General features: G+C 68.3%; 18 protein-coding genes. 11 read left to right on the plus strand and 7 right to left on the minus strand.

The window, feature by feature from the left end:
• Positions 1 to 205: 205 nt before the first annotated feature.
• The 4 genes from acs (at position 206) to A3862_RS02765 (ending at position 6266) form a co-directional block, all read left to right on the plus strand.
• On the plus strand, positions 206 to 2152 hold the full coding sequence (acs, locus tag A3862_RS02750; protein ID WP_043760494.1) for an acetate--CoA ligase: 1947 nt from the start codon (positions 206 to 208) through the stop codon (positions 2150 to 2152).
• A 136-nt stretch (positions 2153 to 2288) separates the two neighbouring features.
• Entirely contained in the window at positions 2289 to 2660 is a 372-nt protein-coding gene (locus A3862_RS02755; protein ID WP_043353744.1) for a DUF485 domain-containing protein, read from the plus strand.
• Positions 2657 to 4339, plus strand: a complete 1683-nt coding sequence (locus A3862_RS02760; protein ID WP_043353743.1) for a cation acetate symporter — start codon at positions 2657 to 2659, stop codon at positions 4337 to 4339. The genes A3862_RS02755 and A3862_RS02760 overlap by 4 nt, the downstream gene beginning before the upstream one ends.
• A 292-nt stretch (positions 4340 to 4631) precedes the next feature.
• Positions 4632 to 6266 carry an MFS transporter gene (locus A3862_RS02765; RefSeq protein WP_052083781.1) on the plus strand — a complete coding sequence of 545 codons (1635 nt, stop codon included), beginning with the start codon at positions 4632 to 4634 and terminating at the stop codon, positions 6264 to 6266.
• Positions 6267 to 6927: 661 nt separating this feature from the next.
• On the opposite strand, the gene A3862_RS31925 is transcribed toward A3862_RS02765, so the two are convergent.
• The 4 genes from A3862_RS31925 to A3862_RS02785 form a co-directional block, all read right to left on the minus strand.
• Positions 6928 to 7353 carry a hypothetical protein gene (locus tag A3862_RS31925; RefSeq protein ID WP_236961707.1) on the minus strand — a complete coding sequence of 142 codons (426 nt, stop codon included), beginning with the start codon at positions 7351 to 7353 and terminating at the stop codon, positions 6928 to 6930.
• Positions 7354 to 7560: 207 nt separating this feature from the next.
• Positions 7561 to 9159 (minus strand): bifunctional phosphoribosylaminoimidazolecarboxamide formyltransferase/IMP cyclohydrolase, encoded by a 1599-nt coding sequence (gene purH / locus A3862_RS02775; protein ID WP_043760491.1) that lies wholly within the window; start codon positions 9157 to 9159, stop codon positions 7561 to 7563.
• Between the two features lie 72 nt (positions 9160 to 9231).
• Positions 9232 to 10980, minus strand: a complete 1749-nt coding sequence (locus A3862_RS02780) for a heparinase II/III family protein (RefSeq protein ID WP_043353729.1) — start codon at positions 10978 to 10980, stop codon at positions 9232 to 9234.
• 326 nt (positions 10981 to 11306) lie between these two features.
• The gene (locus A3862_RS02785; protein ID WP_100794057.1) at positions 11307 to 12245 is read right to left on the minus strand and encodes a metal ABC transporter solute-binding protein, Zn/Mn family; all 939 of its coding nucleotides are present in this window, start codon (positions 12243 to 12245) and stop codon (positions 11307 to 11309) included.
• Between the two features lie 164 nt (positions 12246 to 12409).
• On the opposite strand from A3862_RS02785, the gene A3862_RS02790 reads away from it, so the two are divergent.
• The 7 genes from A3862_RS02790 to A3862_RS02820 all read left to right on the plus strand — a co-directional run bounded on the left by A3862_RS02790 (position 12410) and on the right by A3862_RS02820 (position 22336).
• Entirely contained in the window at positions 12410 to 12931 is a 522-nt protein-coding gene (locus A3862_RS02790; RefSeq protein ID WP_043761753.1) for a Spy/CpxP family protein refolding chaperone, read from the plus strand.
• Between the two features lie 93 nt (positions 12932 to 13024).
• Positions 13025 to 14785, plus strand: coding sequence for an ABC transporter ATP-binding protein (locus A3862_RS02795; RefSeq protein WP_043760487.1), 1761 nt, complete (start codon positions 13025 to 13027; stop codon positions 14783 to 14785).
• A gap of 160 nt (positions 14786 to 14945) precedes the next feature.
• Positions 14946 to 15965 (plus strand): branched-chain amino acid aminotransferase, encoded by a 1020-nt coding sequence (locus A3862_RS02800; protein ID WP_442919058.1) that lies wholly within the window; start codon positions 14946 to 14948, stop codon positions 15963 to 15965.
• A gap of 243 nt (positions 15966 to 16208) precedes the next feature.
• A complete protein-coding gene (locus A3862_RS02805) occupies positions 16209 to 18017 on the plus strand; it encodes a hypothetical protein (RefSeq protein WP_043760486.1) in 1809 nt (602 codons plus the stop codon).
• A gap of 134 nt (positions 18018 to 18151) precedes the next feature.
• On the plus strand, positions 18152 to 19438 hold the full coding sequence (gene oxlT / locus A3862_RS02810) for an oxalate/formate MFS antiporter (RefSeq protein WP_043760484.1): 1287 nt from the start codon (positions 18152 to 18154) through the stop codon (positions 19436 to 19438).
• A gap of 146 nt (positions 19439 to 19584) precedes the next feature.
• A complete protein-coding gene (oxc, locus tag A3862_RS02815; RefSeq protein WP_052083780.1) occupies positions 19585 to 21330 on the plus strand; it encodes an oxalyl-CoA decarboxylase in 1746 nt (581 codons plus the stop codon).
• 310 nt (positions 21331 to 21640) lie between these two features.
• On the plus strand, positions 21641 to 22336 hold the full coding sequence (locus A3862_RS02820) for an alpha/beta hydrolase (protein ID WP_043760482.1): 696 nt from the start codon (positions 21641 to 21643) through the stop codon (positions 22334 to 22336).
• A 3-nt stretch (positions 22337 to 22339) separates the two neighbouring features.
• Here the strand turns inward: A3862_RS02820 and A3862_RS02825 are convergent, their stop codons facing one another.
• The 3 genes from A3862_RS02825 to A3862_RS02835 form a co-directional block, all read right to left on the minus strand.
• Positions 22340 to 23518, minus strand: coding sequence for an HPP family protein (locus A3862_RS02825; RefSeq protein WP_043760480.1), 1179 nt, complete (start codon positions 23516 to 23518; stop codon positions 22340 to 22342).
• An 83-nt stretch (positions 23519 to 23601) separates the two neighbouring features.
• On the minus strand, positions 23602 to 24852 hold the full coding sequence (gene frc / locus A3862_RS02830; protein WP_043353710.1) for a formyl-CoA transferase: 1251 nt from the start codon (positions 24850 to 24852) through the stop codon (positions 23602 to 23604).
• 55 nt (positions 24853 to 24907) lie between these two features.
• The gene (locus tag A3862_RS02835; RefSeq protein ID WP_403090579.1) at positions 24908 to 25375 is read right to left on the minus strand and encodes a PAS domain-containing protein; all 468 of its coding nucleotides are present in this window, start codon (positions 25373 to 25375) and stop codon (positions 24908 to 24910) included.
• Between the last annotated feature and the right edge of the window lie 672 nt (positions 25376 to 26047).

The following is a 26047-nucleotide window of genomic DNA, read 5'->3' on the forward strand; positions in this document are numbered from 1 at the left end:
GCCAGGCTCCCCGCGCTTGACAGCGCAGCATCGAAGCCTCAATCAGCTGTTACATTGTGCCCAATTTATTTACGGGACTTGATCTGAGCGCGCGCGAAACCGCGATCATATCGTCATCGTAAATTGTAGGCTACATTACTTTGGAAGTCCTGGCTGCGCGGCCGCCACCGCGATACGATCGGGCACCAATCAGGGATGGAACGCCATGCAAGGCAAGGTCATCGAGGTGAAGGACGCGTGGCGTGAGGGCGCTCACGTCGACGATTCCAAGTATCAAGAGATGTATGCGGCGTCCGTCGCCGATCCGAATGCGTTCTGGGCCGAGCACGGCAAGCGCATCGACTGGATGACGCCGTTCTCCACCGTGAAGAACACCAGCTTCGAGCCCGGCAAGGTCTCGATCAAGTGGTTCGAAGACGGCAAGACCAACGTCGCCCATAACTGCATCGACCGTCATCTGGAGACCCGCGGCGACCAGACCGCGATCATCTGGGAAGGCGACAATCCCGACGAGTCGAAGCACATCACTTACCGGGAGCTGCACGCGCAGGTCTGCCGGATGGCCAACGTCCTGCGTAACCGCGGCGTCGGCAAGGGCGATCGGGTCACGCTCTACATGCCGATGATCCCGGAGGCCGCCTACGCGATGCTCGCCTGCGCGCGGCTCGGGGCGATCCACGCCATCGTGTTCGGCGGCTTCTCCCCCGACTCGCTGGCGTCGCGCATCCAGGGGTGCGGCTCCAAGCTGGTGATCACCGCCGACGAGGGCCTGCGCGGCGGCCGCAAGGTGCCGCTGAAGGCCAATGTCGACGAAGCGATCAAGCGGCTCGACGCGGATCTCGTCGACCACGTGATCGTCGTGCGCCGCACAGGCGGCAGCGTCGCCATGGAGGCTGGCCGGGACGTCTATTACGACGAGGCCGCCGAGCAGGTGACCGACGAGTGCCCCGCCGTGGCGGTGGAGGCCGAGCATCCGCTCTTCATCCTGTATACCTCGGGCTCGACCGGTCAGCCGAAGGGCGTGGTGCACACCACGGGCGGCTACCTCGTCTACGCGTCGATGACGCATGAATACGTCTTCGATTACCGCGAGGGCGACGTGTACTGGTGCACCGCCGATGTCGGCTGGGTCACCGGCCACAGCTACATCGTGTACGGACCGCTCGCCAACGGCGCGACGACGCTGATGTTCGAGGGCATCCCGACCTATCCGTCGACGTCCCGCTTCTGGGAAGTGATCGACAAGCACAAGGTCAACATCTTCTACACGGCGCCCACCGCCATCCGCTCGCTGATGGGCGGCGGCGAGGGGCCGGTGAAGAAGACTTCGCGGGCTTCGCTGCGCGTGCTCGGCTCCGTCGGCGAGCCGATCAACCCGGAAGCCTGGGAATGGTACTACAACGTCGTCGGCGACAAGCGCTGTTCGATTGTCGACACGTGGTGGCAGACCGAGACCGGCGGCATCCTGATCACCCCGCTGCCGGGCGCCACCGCACTCAAGCCCGGCTCGGCAACCCGGCCGTTCTTCGGCGTGACGCCCGAGATGGTCGATGCCGAGGGCAAGGTTCTGGAAGGGGCCTGCGAGGGCAATCTCTGCATCGCCGATTCCTGGCCGGGCCAGATGCGCACGGTCTACGGCGACCACGAGCGGTTCGAGCAGACCTACTTCTCGACCTATCCGGGCAAGTACTTCACCGGCGACGGCGCCCGGCGCGATGCGGATGGCTATTACTGGATCACCGGACGCGTTGACGACGTCATCAACGTCTCCGGCCATCGCATGGGCACCGCAGAGGTCGAATCCTCGCTGGTCGCCCATCCGAAGGTCGCCGAGGCGGCGGTCGTGGGCTACCCGCACAACGTGAAGGGCCAGGGCATCTACGCCTACGTGACCCTCAACGACGGCGAGGAGGGCGACGACGCCCTGCGCAAGGAGCTGGTGACCTGGGTCCGCAAGGATATCGGGCCGATCGCCTCTCCAGACCTGATCCAGTTCGCGCCGGGTTTGCCGAAGACCCGCTCGGGCAAGATCATGCGCCGGATCCTGCGCAAGATCGCCGAGGACGATTTCAGCTCGCTCGGTGACACCTCGACGCTGGCCGAGCCGGCCGTGGTCGACGACCTGATCGAGAACCGGCAGAACCGGGCCTGATCGCATCCGCGCCGCGGCCATAGCGGCGCGGGTTCGGACCGGGACGGGTGCCGGGGCGGCGCCCGTCTCCAACAAGAACCACGAACTTCAACGCGATGAACCGGGGGGCCAGAGTGCCCTCGCGGGAGGAAAAGCCATGAGCGGCACGACACTCGGCCTTCGAGGGCGCACGGCGCCCCCGGGAACACGCGCACTCGGAACGGAGGTCGATCCGCAGGTCGAGCGGATTGTCCGGACACCCGAATTCCAGCAACTCGTCCATGAGCGCACCCGCTTCGCCTGGACGCTGACCATCCTGATGCTGGTGGTCTATTTCGGCTTCATCGGGCTCATCGCCTTCGACAAGTCGCTGCTCGCCGTGAAGGTTGGCGGCACCGCCTCCCTCGGACTGTTCGCGGGCGTCTTCGTGATCCTGTTCGCTTTCGCGCTGACCGGCGTCTACGTGGCCCGGGCCAACACGCGTTTCGACGCGCTGAGCGCCGCCCTCAAGCGGAGCGTCGCCCGATGAACCGGCTCCTCCTCGGCCTGACGCTCGGCACGATCGCCGCCAGCGCGGCCTATGCCGCCGGCCCGGATCTCGGGGCCGTGCAGCAATCGGTCACGAACTGGCCGGCCATCCTGATGTTCCTGTTCTTCGTGCTGCTGACGCTCGGCATCACCTACAAGGCCGCGAAGGGCACGAAGTCCGCCGCCGATTTCTACGCGGCGGGCGGCGGCATCTCGGCGGGGACCAACTCCCTGGCGATTGCCGGCGACTACATGTCGGCCGCCTCGTTCCTCGGCATCTCCGGCCTCGTCTACACCTCGGGCTTCGACGGGCTGATCTATTCCACGGGCTTCCTGGTCGGCTGGCCGATCGTGCTGTTCCTGATCGCGGAGCGCCTGCGCAACCTCGGCAAGTTCACCTTCGCGGACGTGGCGAGCTTCCGTCTCGACCAGACGTCGATCCGCATCATCTCGGCGGTGGGCACCCTCGTGGTGGTGGCGTTCTACCTGATCGCCCAGATGGTCGGCGCCGGGAAGCTGATCCAGCTCCTGTTCGGCCTGCCCTATCTCTACGCGGTGATCATCGTCGGCGTCCTGATGATCGTCTACGTCGCCTTCGGCGGCATGAAGGCGACCACCTGGGTGCAGGTGATCAAGGCCTGCCTGCTCCTCGGCGGCGCGACCTTCATGGCGGGCGCAGTGCTGTTGAAATACGGCTTCAACCCCGAGATGCTGTTCGCGAACGCCGTGCAGGTTCACCCGAAGGGCGACGCCATCATGGCGCCGGGCGGACTCGTGTCGAACCCGGTGGAGGCGATCTCCCTCGGCGTCGGCCTGATGTTCGGCACCGCCGGCCTGCCGCACATCCTGATGCGGTTCTTCACGGTCTCGGACGCGCAGGCCGCGCGCAAGTCGGTGTTCTACGCCACCGGCCTGATCGGCTACTTCTACATTCTCACCTTCATCATCGGCTTCGGCGGCATCGCCCTGCTGATGTCCGATCCGGTCTACTTCAAGCTCGGCGCGGCCGGGACCTTCGACAAGCTGAAGGACATGATCGGCGGCACCAACATGGTGGCGGTGAACCTCGCCAACGCCGTGGGCGGCCCGTACTTCCTCGGCTTCATCTCCGCCGTGGCCTTCGCGACCATCCTGGCCGTGGTGGCGGGCCTGACGCTCGCCGGCGCCTCGGCGATCAGCCACGACCTCTACGCCCAGGTGATCGCCCGCGGGCGCACCACCGAGAAGCACGAGGTCAACCTGTCGAAGATCTCGGCGGTGGTGATCGGCATCGTGGCGATCTACCTCGGCTACGTTTTCGAGAACCAGAACGTCGCCTTCATGGTGGGCCTGGCCTTCGCGGTGGCGGCGAGCTGCAACTTCCCGGTGCTGGCCATGTCGATCCTGTGGCGCGGCACCACCACCTGGGGTGCGCTGGCCGGCGGCCTCGTCGGCCTGCTCGCCGCGGTGATCATGGTGGTGCTGTCGAAAGCCGTGTGGGTGACGACGCTGGGCAACCCGGCCCCGCTCTTTCCCTACGACAACCCGGCCTTGTTCTCGATGCCGTTGGCCTTCGCGACGATCTGGGTCGTGTCGCTCATGGACAAGTCCCGCCGGGCCCAGCGCGAGCGGGCCGCCTTCGAGGCGCAGTATGTGCGCTCCGAGACCGGCATCGGGGCGTCCGGCGCCCACGCGCACTGATCTCAACCAGACGCGTCGGACAGGCGGAGGGCGCGGCGCGAGCCGCGCCCTTCGTCGTTCCGGTGACAACTCGGTGCGCACCTGTGTTGATGAGGCTCTTCACAATCGCTTTACCGGTTGACCCGCCACGCCCTTGAGATAACGCATAGGTGATCTGCGCTTTGCGCAGGGCCGCCCGGGAGCGGGCCGGGAAAGGGCGATCCCATCGTCGGGCCGCCCATATGCGTTTGGGAGGACGTGTCTTATGGCTGTGGCAACCGCGATCCCGCGGGCCGGAGACGCCGCGAGGCCGATGACTTCGGCCGAGAAGCGGGTGATCTTCGCGTCCTCGCTCGGTACTGTGTTCGAGTGGTACGATTTCTATCTGTACGGCTCTCTGGCAGCGATCATCGGCGCGCAGTTCTTTTCTGCCTATCCGCCCGCCACGCGCGACATCTTCGCGTTGCTCGCCTTCGCGGCAGGCTTCATCGTCCGTCCGTTCGGCGCCCTGGTCTTCGGCCGCATCGGTGATCTCGTCGGACGCAAATACACGTTCCTGATCACGATCCTGATCATGGGCCTGTCGACCTTCATCGTCGGCATCCTGCCCAACGCGGCCACCATCGGCATCGCGGCTCCGATCATCCTGATCGTCCTGCGCCTCGCCCAGGGCCTCGCCCTCGGCGGCGAGTATGGCGGCGCCGCCACCTACGTCGCCGAGCACGCGCCCAACGGCCGGCGCGGGTTCTATACCAGCTGGATCCAGACGACCGCGACCCTGGGCCTGTTCCTGTCGCTCCTCGTGATCCTCGCGACCCGGACCTTCACCGGCGAGGCCGCCTTCGCCGAGTGGGGCTGGCGCATCCCGTTCCTGGTCTCGGTGCTGCTGCTCGGCATCTCGGTCTGGATCCGCCTCCAGCTGTCGGAATCTCCGGCCTTCCAGCGGATGAAGGACGAGGGCAAGACCTCGAAGGCACCGCTCACCGAGGCCTTCGGCCAGTGGCGCAATGCGAAGTTCGCGATCATCGCCCTGTTCGGCCTCGTCGCCGGTCAGGGTGTGGTCTGGTACACGGGCCAGTTCTACGCGCTGTTCTTCCTGCAATCGATTCTCAAGGTCGACGGCTATACCGCCAACCTGCTGATCGCGTGGTCGCTGCTTCTCGGCACCGGCTTCTTCGTGGTCTTCGGCTGGCTGTCCGACAAGATCGGCCGCAAGGTCATCATCTTGGCGGGCTGCGCCATCGCGGCGGCGACGTTCTTCCCGATCTTCAAGGGCATCACCTCCACGGCCAACCCGAAGCTCGAGGCGGCGATCGAGAACGTGAAGGTGACAGTGACGGCCGATCCGGCCGCCTGCGGAAACCTGTTCAATCCGGTCGGAACCCGGGTGTTCACCGCGCCCTGTGACCTCGCCCGCGACTTCCTGTCGAAGTCGTCGGTGCGCTACACCACCGCTGCCGGGGCGGCCGGACAGCCGACGACCATTCGGGTCAACGATACGGAGATCCCCTATCCGCAGGGGGGCAACGTCGAGGCCAACAAGGCCACGACCGCGGCACTCCAGGCCGCGGGCTACCCGAAGGCGGGTGACCCTGAGATCGTCAAGATGTCGAATCCGTTCGACATCTTCCGGCCGCAGGTCGCGCAGGTGATCGGCCTGCTGTTCATCCTCGTGCTCTTCGTCACGATGGTCTACGGCCCGATCGCCGCCATGCTGGTGGAGTTGTTCCCGACCCGGATCCGGTACACCTCGATGTCGCTGCCCTACCATATCGGCAACGGCTGGTTCGGCGGCCTGCTGCCGGCGACCGCCTTCGCCATGGTGGCCCAGACCGGCGACATCTATTTCGGCCTCTGGTACCCGATCGTCATCGCGGTCGCGACCGTGATCATCGGCATCCTCTTCGTGCCGGAGACCAAGGATCGCGACATCTTCGCGGATACCTGAGCGGCGCAAACCGGCCAAACGAACCACGCGTCGACGACGCCCAGGCAGTTCCCACTGCCTGGGCGTTTCCATTTCCACAGAGATGTCCGCGCGCCTCCGGGCAGAGGGCCGCCCGGCACGGACCCGTGCCGGGTCGTGGCCGCAAGGCGGGCCGGGCCGTCTCGGCTTGTGTCGAACCCGCAACGCGACGGCGGAATCGCAATCCGTGCGGTCTGTCACGGATTGCGTTGCGGCGGATCCTATACAGAGGTCTCAAGTATCGACGGCAGACGGAACCATCACCGTCGAAACGGCGAGCCGACACGGAATGTCCTGATTTCTGACCACCACGTTGCAAGCAGTCAATGACTGCAACTTTCAGTCCGTTTCTCGGCCAATGCCGGTCGTCCAACAAACCTGCCGGCCGCCGGAAACTGTCCGAAATTTAATCTTTCGCCGATCGCCCCGGCGGAACCTGAGCGGCACAAGGCCGTATAAGGTTCCCCTACGATCCAGGGCCCCTGGGATTTCCATCGTGAACGATGTCGTGCCACATTTGCGCCGTCAGCCTCATCGGAATCTGCATCTTCTACTTCTAATTATCTGGATGGCCGTGGCTCTGGGCTTGTGGGCGCTGATCAACACCCTCGCCGGGCGGCTGGTTTGGTGGTGGTGACGCTGGTTACAGCCCGCGATTGTTCTCGGGATAGTCGGTGAGATAGGCGCCGAGCAGATATCCCGCCTGATGGGCCGTCAGGTATCCCAGCATAATCAGAACGTGCAGCAGGTCGAGGCCGTAAACGGACATGAAAATGGTCATCGCAGTGAACATGACCACCGATGAGGTCATGGCGATGATCATCACCGAATAGGAGCGGCCGATCAGCGCTCCCACGAGAAACAACAGCGCTGCGACCACCATCTCGTCACCCAACCCGGATTCGTTCCAGGAAGTTCTTCTCACGAGCTTCCGGCGCACATCTGGGCAATGATGGCGTGCAGCCGAGAAAATATCAACCCGCTCCGCAGATGCCACCCATATTCGCAAAGGTGGGGGTATTTGTTCGGCAATAATGCTCAAAAAAGAGCATTCGGCGTTACGGGACATCCATTGCTGAGCTTCGGCACAGGCCACGCTTGTTCACGGCAATGCTGAGAGACATCGCAGCCGGAACAAAAATCGCCGCGACCGGCTCCAATCCGTGCGGATCGTTAACGGAAGCGCGGCGGCGCCGCGCGACGGACAGGCCTCTCGGCGGTGCTGGAGCACGGAGGCACGGGAGCGTCACGTCGTGACCCTCCCGACCCCGCCCGATCAATGCCGGAAATGACGGTGGCCGGTGAGGACCATGGCCAGGCCGGCCGCATCGGCGGCCGCGATGACGTCCGCATCGCGCATCGAACCGCCGGGCTGGATCACCGCCGTCGCGCCCGCTTCGGCGGCCGCCATCAGCCCGTCCGCGAACGGGAAGAACGCGTCCGACGCCACCACCGAGCCGACCGCCAAGCTCTGGGACAGCCCGAGGCGCTTCGCGCCCTCGGCGGCCTTCCAGGCGGCGATGCGCGAGGAATCGACCCGGGACATCTGACCCGCGCCGATTCCCACCGTCGCGCCGGCCTTGGCGTACACGATGGCGTTCGACTTCACGTGCTTGGCCACCCGATAGGCGAACCGGAGATCGCCCAGCTCGGCCTCGCTCGGCGCCCGCTTGGTGACGACCTTGAGTGGCATGTCGTCGACGACCACCGCATCCCGGCTCTGGACCAGCAGACCGCCGGCGAGCGTCCGCACGGTCTCGCCGGGGGCCCGCGGGTCAGGCAGTCCGCCGGCCAGAAGCAGGCGCAGGTTCTTCTTGCCCGCGACGATGGCCGCGGCCTCGGGCGTGGCATCCGGGGCGATGATCACCTCGGTGAAAATCTCGACGATCCTGCTGGCCGCCTCGGCGTCGAGCGTCCGGTTGAGGGCGACGATGCCGCCGAAGGCCGAGGTCGGGTCACAGCTCAGAGCCCGCTCGTAGGCTTCGAGCAGGCTGGTGCCTTCCGCGACACCGCACGGATTGGCATGCTTGATGATCGCCACGGCGGCGGTCCGGGCCGGATCGAACTCGGCCACGCACTCGTAGGCGGCGTCCGTGTCGTTGAAGTTGTTGTAGGACAGCTCCTTGCCCTGGAGCTGCCGGGCGGTGGCCACACCCGAGCGGACCTTGCCGGGCGCGCGGTAGAAGGCGGCCGCCTGATGAGGGTTCTCGCCGTAGCGCAGCGCCTGACCGAGGGTGCCGCCGAAGGCGCGGAACTGGGCCGGCGCATCCGTGCCGAAGCGGCCGGCCATCCAGTTGCCGATGGCGGCATCGTAGGCCGCGGTGCGGGCAAAGGCCTTCTGCGCCAGGCTCCGGCGCATTTCCGCGCCCAGGGCGCCGTCATGCGCCTCCAGTGCGGCCAGCACGCCGGCATAATCCGACACGTCGGTGACCACGGCCACATCCGCGTGGTTCTTGGCCGCCGCACGGATCATGGCCGGGCCGCCGACATCGATGTTCTCGATGCAGTCGGCATCCGACCGGTCGGCCGCGATGGTGGCCTCGAACGGGTACAGGTTGACCACCAGCAGATCGATGGCGCCGATCCCATGGGCGGCGAGCGCGGCCTGATGCTCCGGGTTGTCGCGGATGGCGAGCAATCCACCGTGAACCGCCGGGTGCAGCGTCTTGACCCGGCCGTCCATCATCTCCGGAAAGCCCGTGAGATCGGCCACCTCGGTGACAGGCAGGCCGGCCTCCTGCAGGGCACGATGCGTGCCCCCGGTGGAGACCAGCGCGATGCCGCGGGCGTGGAGCGCCCGGGCAAAGTCGACGAGGCCGGTCTTGTCCGAGACCGAGAGGAGCGCGCGGGAGACCCGCACCTGATCGTGCGCCATAGCTTCGTGCCGAAAGTTCGAGATTTTCCGGCGCGGTAGCATGGAAACGGTGAGCCCGGCCAGCCGGCTCCCTCAGGGTGCCACCCCGCGCAGCGGTGCGGACGCCTGACGCTCGAAGCTCCAGCGGACCTCCACGTCCTCGGAGACGCGCAGGTGCAGCACGATCTGGTCGGTGCGGCGCGGCCCCGTCAGGCCCGAGAAGTAGACGCTCTCCTCGATGGCGATCTCGGCGTTCTCGGCGCGGAACACCCAGACCTCGCCGAGCGCCGAGGCGAGTTCGAGCCCGTCCGGGATGCCGCGCACGGCGATGCCGGGATGGAGATGGAAGCGGATCGCCACATCCTGCGGGCGCAACCGCCGCCCCCGGCTTTGCGCCTTGCCCTGGCGCAGGAAGGCGTCGCGGCCCTCCAGCCGCACCGACGCGTGGAACAGCTGCCAGCGGCGCTCGTGCACGATACCGAAATCGGGCGCGTAGCCGTTGTGCCGGGCCGCGAGGACGACGCTGTCGGCCTCCTCGGCGCGCTCGGCGGCCACCGCCGAGGGCCCGCTCAGCACCACGGGCCCGCGCCGGCGAATCAGCCAATCGGCCAGGAGCCGCTCGCCCCACCACCCGGTACGAGTGAGGAACCGGCACGACGAGCTGTGGGCGACCGAGGCCGTGGAGTGGGCCGGCGTCGAACGGGCGAGGAGGCGCAGATCCGCCCCGCTGGCCGGCAGGCCGCAATTGACCACGATGCGCTGGGGGCCGCTCGACATCTCGAAGGCGAGGCAGCCGGCACCGGCATTCACCGAGTAGGGCAGCGGCGGGCACGCGCCGACATCGGCCACGATGACGACCCGGCCGCCTTCCAGGCGCTCGTAGCCCGAGTTCGGCGCGTGCATCAGCGGCCGGGCGAGCGCGCCGTCGTAGACCAGCAGGGTCGCGAGGTGGTCCGCATCCGTGGCGCCCATGCCGTTGAAGTGGCTCAGCGAGGCGTCCGGGTGGCGCAGGAGTCGCAGCAGCGGCAACATCCGGTCGACGGCCCGCAGCAGCGCCATCGGCGGCTCGACACTGCGGCTGAGGTAGCTCTGGCGCAGGGGCAGGAGGTCGAGGAGCAGATCCATGGCGAAGCGCGGGTCGCGGGACCGGTGGCCACCATCGGTCAGGATCTGGCGGTCGAGCTCCCGCGTCAGAATCCGGGTCGCTCGACGCAGGATCGGCTGAATGCCGTCGCAGCACAGGCCGGCGTAACAGAGCGCCACGGCGGCGTTCAGGCGCCATTGCGGTGGCACGCCCCGCCGCAGGTCGCGCTCGAGTTGCTGCGCGTTGCGTCCGATCGCCTTGAGGAAGTTCTGGTAAAAGCCGTGATCGGCCCCCTCCAGCACGAGGGGCGACTGGCACAGGAACGAGATCAACCGGCGGGCCGCCACCGGCGTCTGCCGGGCGAGCGCCGCGTCGCCCCGGCCCGCGATGAAATCGGCCACGAAGGCGCGGGCATTGGCCCGGGCGAGGGCGGTGTCGGCGGCGCGCAGGTGGCGCAACCAGCCGAAGCCGTAGAGCTCATCAGCCCATTCCGGCGACGGCGCCGCGTAGTCGAAGGGTGAGCCGCCGCTCGCCGCGAGCGACCGGCCCGCGAAGACGAACAGCCCGGCATAGATGTCGTCCGCAAAGGTCGCGTCCGAGGTCCGCAGGTCCTGCGGTGCGATCACCAGTCCGGTCACCCGCATCCGGGCGAGGATGTCGGGCGGTGCGGTGACGCTGGCTCCGGCCGCGCGGCCCGCGCGTGCAGCCTCGCGCGCGACGAGCCGATAGAAGCGCCAGCGGTCAGGCCCCCAAGCCACGCGATCTCCGAGCTGCGCGTTTTCACAAGGCCCCCAGGCCTTGAGCCCTCGCGTACGAGGATCGGCTGGCACCCGTTTCGTAAGGCTAGTGGGGGCCTCTTAACCGGCGGTTTACGCTATGTCATGCCCGACGCCGTGAAGGCGACAGAGGACGGCACCGCCAGTCGTGGCGGCTCGTGATCCGGGCAGGATCGGCGCAGCCGCAGAGCACGTCGTCGGGATGGAAGCTCGATCCCGTCCTGTCGGAGCCGGCATCCGGCCTTGACACGGGCCAGCCCTCGGCGGAGCGGCTGCAGCGCAATCGATCCCGCGCCGGTCGGATCGGGTCACTTCGGCATGAGCGCGGCGTCGAACGCCGCCAGGTTCGACCGCATCAGGTCGAGATAGGTCGCTGCCGGACCGTCCGCCCCGGAGAGCGCGTCGGAATAGACCTTCCCGCCGATGCGGGCGCCGCTCTCGCGGGCGATCTGCTCCATCTGGCGCGGGTCGCTGATGTTCTCCAGAAACACCGCGGGTACGCGCTCGCGGCGAATCTGGCGGATGATCGACGCCACGTCCCGCGGGCTCGCCTCGCTGTCGGTGGAGACGCCCTGCGGCGCGATGAAGCGTAGGCCGTAGGCCGCCGCAAAATAGCCGAAGGCATCGTGGGTCGTGATGATCTGCCGCCGCTCCGGCGGGATTTGGAGGATCGTTGCCCGGACGTCCCGCTCCAGGGCATCGAGCTTGGCGAGGTAGCCGGCCGCGGCCTCCTGATAGGCGGCGGCATGGGCCGGATCGACCTTCACGAGGCCGTTCCGGATGTTCGCCACGTAGATCCGAACGTTGGCGATGCTCTGCCAGGCATGCGGATCGAAGGCGTGCTCACCGTGTCCGTGACCGCCCTCCCCGTGGACATGCTCGTCCTGCGCCGGGATCGGCGACACGCCCGTCGAGACGGTCACCACTGGGGCGCGCGTGCCGGAGGCGCGGATTAGCCGGTCGAGCCAGCCCTCCAGCCCGAGGCCGTTGACGAATACGATATCGGCCTCGGCGAGCTTGCGCGCGTCGGCTGGCGACGGGCTGAAGCCGTGAACGTCGGAATCGGGTCCGACCAGGGTGGTCACCGTCACGGACGCACCGCCGATCTGCCGGACGAGATCGCCCAGGATCGAGAAGCTCGCAACCGCCCGGATCGGGACGGTCTGCGTGGTGGCCACCGCCGGCACCCCAAGTCCGAGCCAGACGGACAGGACCGCGAGCGCCGCGATCCGGAATGTTGTTGCCACGCCCCGCACCGTTCCACCTTCCCGCGCCTTCGGTCGCACCTGCCACTAATGTAACATTGTTACATACACAAGCGGGATACATGCCCGGTCCCCAATGCGCGGCGTCGGACGCGTCGCGCCCCGTGGGTTCCGACGCTGTCCGGAGCGTCAAGATGGAGGATTCCATGTCCCGCCGTTTGAGAGCGAGCATCCTGGTAACAGGGGCCCTCGGCCTGGGTGTCGCCAGCGCGGCCTTTGCGCATGACCATGGACCCGACGGCTTCCGCGGTCACGGGCGCTGGAGTGCGCTCACGCCCGAGGATCGGGCGGCCTTCACGGATGCCCGCATCGCCGCCCTGCATGCCGGCCTGAAGCTCAACCCCGACCAAGAGAAGCTGTGGCCGCCCGTGGAAGCTGCAATCCGCGACATGGCCAAGATGCGCCAGCAGCGCCGCGAGGCGATGCGCGACCGCCCCAAGTTCAGCGACGATGCCCCAGCGGCCCTTCGGGCGATGGCAGATGCCGCGACGGCACGCGGAGAGGCCCTGCGCAAGCTGGCCGACGCGTCCCAGCCGCTCTACGCCAGCCTCGATCAGGACCAGAAGCGGCGCGCAACGATCCTCGCCCGGCCTATGGGCGGGCATGATCACGGCGGCTGGCATCGCGGCCGGGAGGGCGGCCGCGGTCCGGACGGCGACGACCGTTGAGCCAAAGGCCTTGATCCGCGGCGATGGCGGCGGCACACCGCTGCCGCCGCGCATCCTGCCCGAGGCCGGCGCTGATCCGACCTGGTAGGTTTCATGGCGCGCCTCCGCGGCGACACGGCTCCCCTCCTCGCGCGCCTCTGGCGCACCTGGCTGTACCCGCACCGGGCCACCCTTGCCGTGGTGCTGGTGCTGATCGCGCTGGTGGGCGCCTCGACCGGCCTCTACCCGGCGCTGATCAAGGCCGCCTTCGACGCCTTCGACCGGAAGGATGCGGCGGCCATCGCCTATGGGCCGCTGGTGGTGATCGTCGTCACCGCCACGCGCGGCTTCGCGCTCTATGGCCAGACCGTTCTGACGAACAGGGTGGTCACCCGGGTCGAGGCCGACATGCAGGCGGCGCTCTACGGGCACCTGATCGAGTCCGATCTCGCCCAGCTCGGCCGCGAGAGCCCGGCGGCGCTGACCCAGCGCTTCACCACCGATTTCGCCTTCATCAAGGAAGCGCTGACCCGCATCTCGACGGTGCTCCTGCGCGACATCGCCATGCTGATCGGCCTCGTGGCGGCGCTGATCTGGATGGATCCGGTGCTGACTCTGGTGGCCGGCGTCACGGTGCCGTTCGTGGCCGGACCGATCGGGCGGATCGGGAAGAAGCTCAGGCGGGTCTCGACCTCGACGCAGGAGCAGATGGGCGCCACCGCCAGCCTCATTTCCGAAAGCCTCCAGGGGGCACGGGTCGCCAAGACCTACGCCATGGAGGCCTACCTCAAGGGCCGCGCCGCGCAGGCCCTCGACGAGGTGCGCCGCCTCAAGATGAAAGCTGCCAATGCCCGCGGGCGTCTCGACCCGCTGCTGGAGATCGGGGGCGGCATCGCGGTGGCGGGGGTGCTCGTACTGGTCGGGCAACGGGTGCTGGCGGGGGAGAAGACGGTGGGCGACTTCACCGGCTACGTGGCGGCGCTGCTGCTCGCCGCGCAGCCGGCCCGGGCGCTGGGGAACCTCAACGCCATCCTGCAGGAGGCGGCCGCCGCCCTCAGGCGCTACTTCGACGTCATGGACGAGGCGCCCGAGATACGCGAGGCGCCCGACGCGCGGCCGCTCACCGTGTCCGCCGGGACGATCCGCTTCGACGGCGTGCGGTTCCGCTACCGGCCGGATGCGCCGGCCCTGGAGGGGATCGATCTGACGGTCCCGGCGGGCTCGGTCACGGCCCTGGTCGGACGCTCAGGCTCCGGGAAATCCACGCTGCTCAACCTCGTCCCGCGGCTCTACGACGTGACCGAAGGCCGCGTGACCATCGACGGGCAGGACGTCCGCGCGGTGACCCTCGCGTCCCTGCGCGCGGCGGTGGCGGTGGTGTCGCAGGAGGTGGTCCTGTTCGACGACACGATCGCGCGGAATATCGGCTTCGGCCGGCCCGGGGCGTCGCCTGCGGAGATCGAGGCGGCCGCCCGCGCCGCCGCGGCCCACGACTTCGTCGCGGCCCTCCCGGAGGGCTACGACTTCCGTGTCGGGCCCGGCGGCGGCCGACTGTCCGGCGGCGAGCGGCAGCGGGTGGCGCTGGCGCGCGCCTTCCTGAAGGACGCGCCGATCCTGCTCCTCGACGAGGCGACCTCGGCCCTCGATTCTGAATCGGAGCGTCTGGTCCAGGAGGCGCTGACCCGGCTGATGCGGGGCCGCACCACCCTGGTGATCGCCCATCGCCTCTCGACGGTGCGCGACGCCGATCAGATCGCCGTGATGGAATCGGGCCGCGTGATCGAGACCGGACGGCACGACGCCCTGCTCGCGGCCAGCGGCGCCTATGCACGCTTGCACCGGCTCCAGCTGTCGGAGCCCGCGACCGCCGAATAACGCGCATGTGCGGTGACACCGTCATGCGCCGGCTCCGTAGATTCGCGCGCCGGAGCGCGCCATAAGGGCCTCAGTCGATAAGGACCAGACCGTGAGCGACCTGACGTTCGAGATCCAAAGTCATCCCGCCCCGCGGACCGCCGAGGAGCGGGCCGCGCTGATGGCGAATCCTGGCTTCGGCAAGGTGTTCACCGACCACATGGTGGTGGCGCGCTACACGGCCGGTCGCGGCTGGCACGATGCGCGGATCCAGGCCCGCGAGGCGATTCCCCTCGATCCCGCCTCCGCGGTGCTGCACTACGCGCAGGAGATCTTCGAGGGCCTCAAGGCCTACCGCACTGCCGATGGCGGCGCCGCCCTGTTCCGGCCCGACGCCAATGCGCGTCGCTTCCGGCACTCGGCCGAGCGCCTGGCGATCCCACCGTTTCCGGAGGATGCCTTCGTCGACGCGGTGCGCAAGCTCGTCGAGATCGACCGCGCCTGGATCCCCGACACGCCCGACGGTAGCCTCTATCTCCGGCCATTCATGATCGCCACCGAGGCGTTCCTGGGCGTCCGGCCGGCCTCCGAATACCTGTTCATCACCATCGCGTCGGCGGTGGGCTCGTACTTCAAGGACCCGAACAGCACCGTCACGGTCTGGGTTTCGGAGCATTACACGCGGGCCGCCCCGGGCGGCACCGGCGCGGCCAAGTGCGGGGGCAACTATGCGGCGAGCCTCGCCCCGCAATCCGAGGCCGCGGCCCAGGGCTGCGAGCAGGTCGTCTTCCTCGACGCGGTTGAGCGCCGCTACATCGAGGAACTCGGCGGCATGAACGTGTTCTTCGTCTTCGAGGACGGCACGCTGGTGACGCCGCCGCTCTCGGACAGCATCCTGCACGGCATCACCCGCGACTCGGTCATAACCCTGGCGCGGGAAGCCGGCCTGACCGTGAAGGAGGAGCCCTACACGATCGACGCGTGGCGCACCGACGTGCGGGAGGGCCGCCTGACCGAGGCCTTCGCCTGCGGGACCGCCGCGGTGATCACGCCGATCGGCACCGTGAAGGGCCGCGAGGAGAGCTTCACAATCGGGAACGGCAAGGCCGGGCCCGTGGCCCAGCGGCTGCGGAGCCTTCTGGTGGACATCCAGCGGGGCAACACCAATGACGCCCATGGCTGGTTCCAGAAGATCTTTTAAGGCGTCTCGCCAGTTCGAACTCATGGCACGGGGGTCGAGCAGGCTTGGCTCGCACCCTCGGCGCGGCACCCGCACGTCCAACTCATCCCCGCATCGTGAAATGGCGCAGCGCAACGGAGGCCTCGCAGGAGGCCTCCGGACGGCCGCGCGATCCCTGGACCGCGCCTGCGAGGCTGCTGCACAGCACCTCAGGATAAGAGGGATCGATCGGACAGGCCGCGTCACGCCACGGCGGTTGCGCCCGTGACCGTCGCGGCGGGGCAGGTTCCCGATGCGGCCATCATCGGCCCGTGGAACCCCGGCGTCCGATCCGATCTGCCGTCCGCCTTCCTGCCGCTGGTGACCGTCTACCGGTCCGAGCACGTCGAGACGCCGCTGCGCGACGCCCTGGATCTGAGCGACCTCTGCGGGCTGCCGGCCCGCCAGCTCAGCCGGTTCCGGGCCCGCCGCCTAGTCGTCCATGAGGTGCTGATCCGCGTGATGTCGGACCTGTCCGTGCCGGTCGGTGCGGTCTATGCCGATCTGGGCGTGAACTTCCGGGCCATCGTGTCCACGATCCTGCGCGAGGGCATCGAGCCCCGCCTCAGTGAGATCGAAGCAGCCCTCGCCCAGATCCGCGCCGAAGCCGACGCGCTGCTCGATCGTGAGGTCGCCGCCATCCTCGACGAGGCGCCGGCCCCGCCGCCGCCCGAGCCGCGCTGGCTCGATAGGCTCCTCGGACGCCGTCCCCCGGCGGTCGTGGCCCCGCGCGAGGATCTCGCGACCCGGTCCCTGCGCCATCTCGAGACTTGGCAGCGGCGCGCCGCCGAATCCGGCGACGGCCTGGAGATCGCCGCCTGCGAGGCCCTGCGCAGCGTGGTGTCCGGCCTCATCGCGCGGCAGAACACCTTGATCCGCGACGGATCCCTCATGCGGACCATCGCCGGGACGCTGGTCTCGAACGGCTACGGCAGCCGCCGCATCGGCGAGCTGATCGAGCCCTGGATCGCCGCAGTGGTGGAGGCGCATGGCTATCGCCGGCTGGCGCCGCAGGACTACCCGGTGGTGATGAACGTGAAAGGGGCCTCGGCCTCCGGCAAGAGCACGATCCGTCCCTACCAGCTCGGCCTCGCCAGACGTCTCGGCATGGCGTGGTCGGACTTCGCGGTGATCACACCCGACGTCTGGCGCAAGTACCTCCTCGACTACGACAGCCTGGGCGAGGCCTCCCGCTATGCCGGGACGCTGACCGGCTACGAGGTCGAGATCATCGACATGAAGCTCGACCGCTACGTCACCCGCAAGGCGGCCGAGCGGCGGATCTCGAACCTGCTCATCGACCGGTTTCGGTTCGACAGCTTCCAGGCCGAGGCCGGCTCTGACGGCGGCGGGCAATTGCTCACCCGGTTCGGCGACCGGGTCTACATGCAGTTCATGGTCACGCCCCCGGCCGACACCGTCGAGCGGGCATGGAAGCGGGGTGAGATGTTCGGCCGCTACAAGGCGGTGGAGGACCTGCTGGCGCACAACGTCGAGGCCTATACAGGCATGCCGCGCCTGTTCTTCAACTGGGCGCTCTCGCGCGACAAGCAGGTGGTCTGCGAGTTCCTCGACAACAGCGTGCCGCTGGGCGAGCGCCCGCGCACCATCGCGTTCTGGGCCGACGGGATCCTCAACATCCTCGACGTGAAAGGGCTGATCGACATCGACCGGTTTCGGAAGGTCGACATCTTCGCCCGCGGTCCCGAGGCGGTGTTCAACGGCGCCGACCTTTCGGCATCCGCCAACACCACCTTCCTGCGCGAATGCCTGCGCCGGATGGCGATCGTCCGCTTCGTTCAGGCCGAGACCGGCCGTGCCTTCCTGCGCCTCGATCGCGGACGGATCACCGCGCTGGATCCGGCCACCCTGGCGGCGGTGAAGGCGGGTCCGGACTGGGAGGCGGCCTGCGCGGTCATCGGATTCCCGGCCGATCCGACCGCGATTCCCACGCTCGATGAAACGCTGCACCTGACCGACGCGCCGACGCTCGGTGCCTGGGGCCCGATTCCTCCGGCGGGGCAAACGGAATAATATCGCCGCCCTGACAGTTCATCCCGTCCGTCTCAGGCTGGTATATTGCATACCTAGAACGGATGTGCATGATCGTCGGTGCACGAGAGACGCCGCCACAGCAAGGCCGCGCCGCCCAAGAGAGAGGCTCAGGGATGGAACGCCAGGATTCGCCGTCGGCGAAATGGTGGCAGCTCGCCTTCGGCGTGATCTGCATGGCCATGATCGCCAACCTCCAATACGGTTGGACGTTGTTCGTGGACCCGATCGACCAGCGCTACCACTGGGGACGCGCGGCGATCCAGCTCGCCTTCACGCTGTTCGTCGCCACCGAGACCTGGCTGGTCCCGGTCGAGGCGTGGTTCGTCGACCGCTACGGCCCGAAGATCGTGGTCGCGTTCGGCGGCGTGATGATCGCCCTCGCCTGGACGATCAACGCCTACGCCGACAGCCTGGCGATGCTCTATCTCGGCGCCGTCATCGCCGGCATCGGTGCGGGCTCGGTCTACGGCACCTGCGTGGGCAACGCGCTCAAGTGGTTCCCGCATCGCCGCGGCCTCGCCGCCGGTGCCACCGCGGCCGGCTTCGGCGCGGGTGCCGCCATCACGGTGGTACCGATCGCCCGCATGATCGCGTCGAGCGGTTACCAGGACGCCTTCCTGTATTTCGGCATCGGTCAGGGCGCCGTGGTCCTCGCGCTCGCCTTCCTGCTGCGCAAGCCGTCGACCAACTCGCCGGTCCAGCGCAAGAGCACCCGCCTGCCGCAGACCAAGGTCGACCGCAGCCCCCGCGAGGCGGTGCGCACCCCGGTCTTCTGGGTGATGTACGCCATGTTCGTGATGGTCGCCTCCGGCGGCCTGATGGCGGCGGCGCAGATCGCCCCGATCGCCCACGACTTCCAGGTGGCGGGCGTGCCGGTGAGCCTGTTCGGCCTCCAGATGGCGGCGCTGACGCTTGCGATCTCGCTCGACCGGATCTTCGACGGGTTCGGGCGGCCGTTCTTCGGCTACGTCTCCGACAACATCGGCCGCGAGAACACGATGTTCATCGCCTTCTCGACGGCGGCGCTGGCGGTGATCGTGCTGCTGACCTACGGTCACATCCCGATGGTCTTCGTGCTGGCCACCGCGGTGTATTTCGGGGTGTTCGGCGAGATCTACTCGCTGTTCCCGGCGACCTGCGGCGACACGTTCGGCTCCAAGTACGCCGCCAGCAATGCCGGCCTGCTCTACACCGCCAAGGGCACCGCGGCGTTCCTCGTGCCCTTCGCCAGCCTCCTGTCGGCGGCCTACGGCTGGTCGGCGGTGTTCACGCTGATCATCGTGCTCAACGTGACGGCGGCGGCGATGGCGATGTTCGTCCTGCGCCCGATGCGGGCCCGCTACCTCGCCGCGGAGGAGCATCCCGCGGCGCTCAGCGCCCATCCGATCCGGGCGGCCTGAGCGGCCCCCGCCCCACGACGTCGCCCGAGCGACGCCCAGCCTTCACGGATCTCCCGCCCTCCCCTCCTCCGGGAGCGTGGGGGATCCCCCGCCAGCCGGCGCCCAGAGCCGCCCGTACCGATACCGATCCTCCGGGAGAAACCGTGATGACCGCACTCGCCAAGATCGTCCACACCGCACCCGAGGTCGAGGCAGAGCCCGAGCTGACCGACGGCTTCCACCTCGTCATCGACGCGCTCAAGCTCAACGGCATCGAGACGATCTACGGTGTCCCGGGCATCCCGATCACCGATCTCGGCCGCATGGCCCAGGCCGAGGGGATGCGGGTGATCTCGTTCCGCCACGAGCAGCACGCCGGCAACGCCGCGGCGATCGCGGGCTTCCTTACCCAGAAGCCGGGCATCTGCCTCACGGTCTCGGCCCCGGGCTTCCTGAACGGCCTGACCGCCCTCGCCAACGCCACCACCAACTGCTTCCCGATGATCCTGATCTCGGGTTCCTCCGAGCGCGAGATCGTCGACCTGCAGCAGGGCGACTACGAGGAGATGGACCAGCTCGCCATCGCCAAGCCCCTGTGCAAGGCGGCTTTCCGGGTTCTGCATGCGGCCGATATCGGCATCGGCGTCGCCCGCGCCATCCGCGCCGCCTGCTCGGGCCGGCCGGGCGGCGTCTACCTGGACCTGCCCGCCAAGCTGTTCTCCCAAGTGATGGACGCCGAGGCCGGCCAGAAGTCGCTGGTCAAGGTGATCGATCCGGCCCCGGCCCAGCACCCCGCCCCCGAGGCAATCGCCCGGGCGCTCGACGTCCTGAAATCCGCCAAGCGGCCGCTGATCGTGCTCGGCAAGGGCGCCGCCTACGCCCAGGCCGACGCGGCGATCCGCAGCCTCGTGGAGACCAGCGGCATCCCCTACGTGCCGATGAGCATGGCCAAGGGCCTCCTGCCCGACACCCACCCGCTCTCGGCCGGCGCGGCGCGCTCGACGGCGCTGAAGGACTCGGACGTGGTGCTGCTGATCGGCGCCCGGCTGAACTGGCTGCTGTCGCACGGCAAGGGCAAGAGCTGGGGCGAGCCCGGTTCGACCAAGTTCATCCAGATCGACATCGAACCCCGCGAGATGGATTCGAACGTCGAGATCGTCGCGCCGGTGGTCGGCGACATCGCGTCCTGCGTGCAGGCGCTGCTCGACGGCATGGGCCAGGGCTGGCAGCAGCCTCCCTCCGACTGGATCGAGACGCTCAGGACCAAGCGCGAGGCGAACGTCGCCAAGATGGCGCCGAAGCTCATGAGCAACACCTCGCCGATGAACTTCCACGCGGCGCTCGGTGCGCTCCGCACCATCGTCAAGGAGCGGCCGGACGCGATCCTGGTCAACGAGGGCGCCAACACCCTCGACCTCGCCCGGGGCATCATCGACATGTACCAGCCGCGCAAGCGCCTGGATGTCGGCACCTGGGGCATCATGGGCATCGGCATGGGCTTCGCGGTCGCGGCGGCCGTCGAGACCGGCAAGCCGGTCCTGTGCGTCGAAGGCGACAGCGCCTTCGGCTTCTCCGGCATGGAGGTCGAGACCATCTGCCGGTACGGGCTGCCGGTCTGCATCGTCGTGTTCAACAACAACGGCATCTACCGCGGCACCGACACGGATCCGACCGGCCGCGATCCTGCCACGACGGTGTTCGTGCCGGATTCCCGCTACGACAAGATGATGGAAGCCTTCGGTGGCGTCGGCTACCACGTCACCACGCCGGACGAGCTGACCCGCGCGGTCAACGAGGCGATGAACTCGGGCCGCCCGGCCCTGGTCAACGCCGTCATCGACCCGGCGGCCGGCAGCGAGAGCGGCAACATCGGCAGCCTCAACCCGCAGAGCGGCATCAAGAAGAAGAAGTGAGGGCGGCGGGCCCCTGAAGCCCGCAACCGGGATGTCTGCACGCCGGCCGGATCGCTCAGCGGTCCGGCCGTTCATGACTGCGCGGCACGCTTCGAGGCCGAGCCGCGGGTCCCCTCTCCCGTGCGGGAGAGGGACAGGGTGAGGGAACAGGTCCGTCCGGAAAGGGCGCGACCGGGACGCGCCTCAATGACGTGCTCGTCCTTATAGTTCTCGCCCCTCACCCCGGCCCACTCCCGCACGGGAGAGGGAGTCTGGCGCCGCTGGCAAGCCACACAACGCGAATCCAACACCGATCCGACGAGTTCCTGCGATGATCGATCCCGACCTCGCCGGCCGCCTGCACTTTCGCCACCGACTGCCCGGCCGCGAACCCCTTCCGCCGGGCAGGCATGACCTCGGCCTCTTCGCCGAGCGCGACGCGGTGCTGGTGGTTCCCGAGGGCCTCGATCCGCGCCGGCCCTGCCCGCTCGTGGTTCTGTTCCACGGCGGCGGCGGCAGTGCCGAGCGCATCCTGCCGATGCTGGAGGCGCATGCTCGCGCCGCGCGCTTCCTGCTCCTCGTGCCGCAATCCCTGTTCCCGACCTGGGACATCGTCATCGCCGGCCACGGGCCGGACCGCGAGAGGGTCGCGGCGGCACTGGCGCACGTGGCGGACCGGTTCCTGCTCGATCCGGGGCGGCTCTGCTTCGCCGGCCATTCCGACGGTGGAAGCTACACCCTCTCGCTGGGGCTCGCGAACGGCGATGTGGCGAGCCACCTAATCGTCTCGTCGGCCGGATTCCTGTCGGTCCATCTGCAGGTCGGCGCACCGCGCATCTTCCTGTCACACGGGACGCAGGACGAGCAGATCCCGATCGACCGGAGCGCCCGGATCCACGTGCCGACGCTGCGCCAGGCCGGTTATCCGGTCACCTATGTCGAGTATGACGGGCCGCACGCCCATCAGCCGGCCGTGGTGGCTCAGGCAGTGGACTTCTTCTTGAGCGATCCGCCCGACGGCGTGTGAGCGTCAGGCCAGAGCGGTCCGGGCCGAGGCGCGGGCGCGGACCGGTGCCTCGGGCGCGTCGGCTTCGGACAACAGCGCCGGGATGAGGTCCGTCTGCGAGACGATCCCGACCAGACGGCCGTCGGCGTCGACCACCGGCAGGTGGTGCAGCCCCGCCTCCGACATCCGCGGCACCAGCACGGCGATGGGTGTGTCGGGACCGACGGGCTCGACCGCGCTCATGATGTCGGCGGCGCAGCCATGTGGTGCGCGGCCCCGCTCGGCCGTGAGCCGCAGGCGGCGGCCGAGGCCGAGGCGCGGCCCGGACCGGTCCCAGGCGGCCTTGTCGAGGAGATCCGTCTGCGTGACGATGCCGAGGACGCGTGCCCCCTCGTCGGTCACCGGAAGCGCCTTGATCCGGTGCCTGCGCAGCAGCCGCAACGCCTCGGCCAGCGGCGCGTCCGGCGCCACCGCGATCACGTCGCGCGACATGATCGCCGCGCAGGTGATCGGACTCGAGAGGCGGCCGTAGACCCGCATCTGCACGCGCCGCAGGATCTGCTCCAGGTCGCTGCGGTCGACGTCGAGGAGCTGGTCGAAATCCTCCAGCGCGGCGTCGAGGTCCGAGGCCCGGAAGCCCACCCGGGCGCCGGAGGGCGGATCGGCCGTTCTGGGACCCGCCGGGCGCAGATGCGGGTAGGTGCGCCCCGTCAGGTTGTTGAACAGCAGGGCGGTCGTCAGCAGCAGCAGCGAATTGGCCGCGACCGGCCAGAGCACGAAGCCGTAGCCCAGCTCGCGGATCGCCGGGCCGCCGAGAACGGCCGTCAGCGCCACGGCTCCGCTCGGCGGGTGCAGGCAGCGCAGGGCCATCATCAGGGCGATCGCAACCCCGATGGCGCAGGATGCCGCCACGAACGGATCGGCGATCCACGCCCCCGCCGTGACGCCCACGAATGCCGCCACGATGTTGCCGCCGAGGATCGACCAGGGCTGCGCCAGAGGGCTCGCGGGCACGGCGAAGAGCAGCACCGCCGAGGCGCCCATCGGGGCGATCAGGACAGGCAGCGCCTCGGAGCCCAGGGCGGCGCGGCAGACGAGGCCGGTCGCCAGGATGCCCGCCAGGGCACCGGCAGCGGAGCGCAGGCGCTCACGCTTGCTGATCGGGGTCAGCTCCGGCAGGAAACGGCTCAGGAATGCGCGCATCGGATCCGGGGCTCGCACATGAAAAGGACGGCGCTGGGGGAGCGCCGTCCTGTCTCAGGAACGCTGAGGTCGGGCGCTGTCTATCAGACCGCGCGAGCCTCGTGCATCGCCCGGATCTGCTCCGGCGAGTAACCGAGGTCTGCGAGCACCTCATCGGTGTGCTCGCCGAGCAGCGGCGACGCCTTCACCTCGACCTTCATGTCGGAGAACTTGATCGGGCTCCCGACGGTCAGGTACTTGCCGAGCTTCGGGTGCGCCACCTCGACGACGGTGCCGCTCTCGCGCAGGGACTTGTCCTCGGCGATCTCCTTCATCGACAGCACCGGCGCGCAGGGGATGTCGTAGGTGCGCAGGATGTCCACCGCCTCGAACTTGGTCTTGTCGGCGAGCCACTCCTCGATCGTCTTGAAGATGTCGAAGATCTTGTCCTGGCGCGCCCGGGCGGTGTTGTAGCCCGGATCGGTGATCCACTCCTCCTTGCCGAGCGCCTTGCAGATCGGCGCCCAGGCATGACCTTGGATCGTGAAGTAGATGTAGGCGTTCGGGTCGGTCTCCCAGCCCTTGCACTTCAGCACCCAGCCCGGCTGGCCGCCGCCGCCGGCGTTGCCGCCCCGCGGCACCACGTCGGAGAACTCGCCGTGGGGGTACTGCGGGTACTCCTCGAGGTAGCCGAGGGCGTCGAGGCGCTGCTGGTCGCGCAGCTTCACGCGGCAGAGGTTGATCACCGAGTCCTGCATCGACACGGCGACCTTCTGGCCCTTGCCGGTCTTGTTCTTCTGGTGAAGCGCCGTGAGGATGCCGATGGCGAGGTGCATGCCGGTGTTGGAGTCACCCAGTGCGGCTGCGCTGACGGTGGGCGGCCCGTCCCAGAAGCCCGTGGTCGAGGCGGCACCGCCCGCGCACTGGGCGACGTTCTCGTAGACCTTCAGGTCCTCATAGTGGTGGCCGTCCGAGAAGCCCTTCACCGAGGCGAGGATCATGCCCGGGTTCAGCTCCTGGATGCGGGCCCAGGAGAAGCCCATCCGGTCGAGGGCACCGGGGCCGAAATTCTCGACCATGACGTCGGAGTCTTGAATGAGCTTCTCGAGGACTTCCTTGCCGGCCTGGGTCTTGGTGTCGAGGGTGAGCGAGCGCTTGTTGGAGTTCAGCATCGTGAAGTAGAGCGCGTCTGCGTCCTCGACGTGGCGCAGCTGGGTCCGGGTCACGTCGCCGGCGCCGGGACGCTCGACCTTGATCACGTCGGCGCCGAACCAGGCGAGCAGCTGCGTGCAGGCCGGGCCGGCCTGGACGTGCGTGAAGTCGATGATCTTGATGCCTTCCAGCGGCTTGCTCATGGGGCGTTCTCCCTGTGCGGTTTGGTGATCGGGACCTTCGGATCGTCCGGCGGGCTCATGGCGCCCGGCGGGCCGGATCCGAGGAAGCTTCGAGTTCGGCCACGCGTTGGCGCAGGCGCTTCTCTTCGGCCCAGCGCTCGGTCTCGTCGCGGATCACGGCGACGATCCCGGTCACCCGGTCGGAGGCGTCCCGCACCATCCCCACCGTGAAGGCGATGGAGAGCTGGCGGCCGTCCTTGTGGAGCGCCGGCACCCTCAGGGTCTCCGCCCCGTAGCGGGTGACGCCGGTGCGCATGGTCTTGGCATAGCCGTCCCAGTGGCGGCGCCGGTGCCGCTCGGGGGTGATCAGATCGAGACTCCGCCCCAGCGCCTCGGCGGCGCTGAAGCCGAAGATGCGCTCGGCGGCGGCGTTCCAGACAGTGATGGCGCCGTCCGGATCGGACACCACCACGGCGTCTCCGATAGCCCTGACGAAGTCGGCGAGATCGGAACCGTTACGCTCCGCCTGCGCCAAGCCCGTCACCGGCGACATCCGGCCAACGGGCCAGGGATGAGGCGGATTGCAGAAGTCCGAAGCTGCGTCATCCGCGGCCACCCTCCCTGAACGTCGCCCGAAAGAGCGGCGTTAAAATTCCAGTCCGGTCTTGCTAAGGAACCGTGACCAGCCCTTTCGTTGGTATTTGGTATGCCAAATGGGGAATTCCGTCAACGCCTGCGGTGACAGGTGGAACTTTTCTTCAACTCGATGCCGCGAGACGCGGCCCCTGACGGAATGCCGGCGGGCGGTCTCGACACGGGCCGAGCAGCCCGGCATTTCGCCCTGAGCCTTCCGAACGCGATCGCTTTCGACACGCCGATGATCGCCGCTCAGGATTTCGGGCTCCGGTCTCGACGAGCAGATATGTCTACGGGTATCGACAGTATTTCCTGAATGAGTGCGCCGCGTCCCACTCTGGTCGCCTCGGTTACGACTTTAATCTCGGACCGCAACGATTGATGGATCGTCACGCCGAATGATTTCCGTATCGGCTTTTATCGGAAGCTGATCATAAGTGACGGGATCTCCGCCGACGCGTCATAGATCCGGCGCCTTAGCGCAGGTTTTCCGTAGCGAGATCGGCTTGAGCGCGGCTTCGTGTGACTCCGACAGAACGCGGGCACCACCATGGCCACGCATTCCGCGAGGACGACCGGG

The sequence above is a fragment of the Methylobacterium sp. XJLW genome, from assembly GCF_003254375.1.
In the GTDB taxonomy this organism is placed as follows: domain Bacteria; phylum Pseudomonadota; class Alphaproteobacteria; order Rhizobiales; family Beijerinckiaceae; genus Methylobacterium; species Methylobacterium fujisawaense.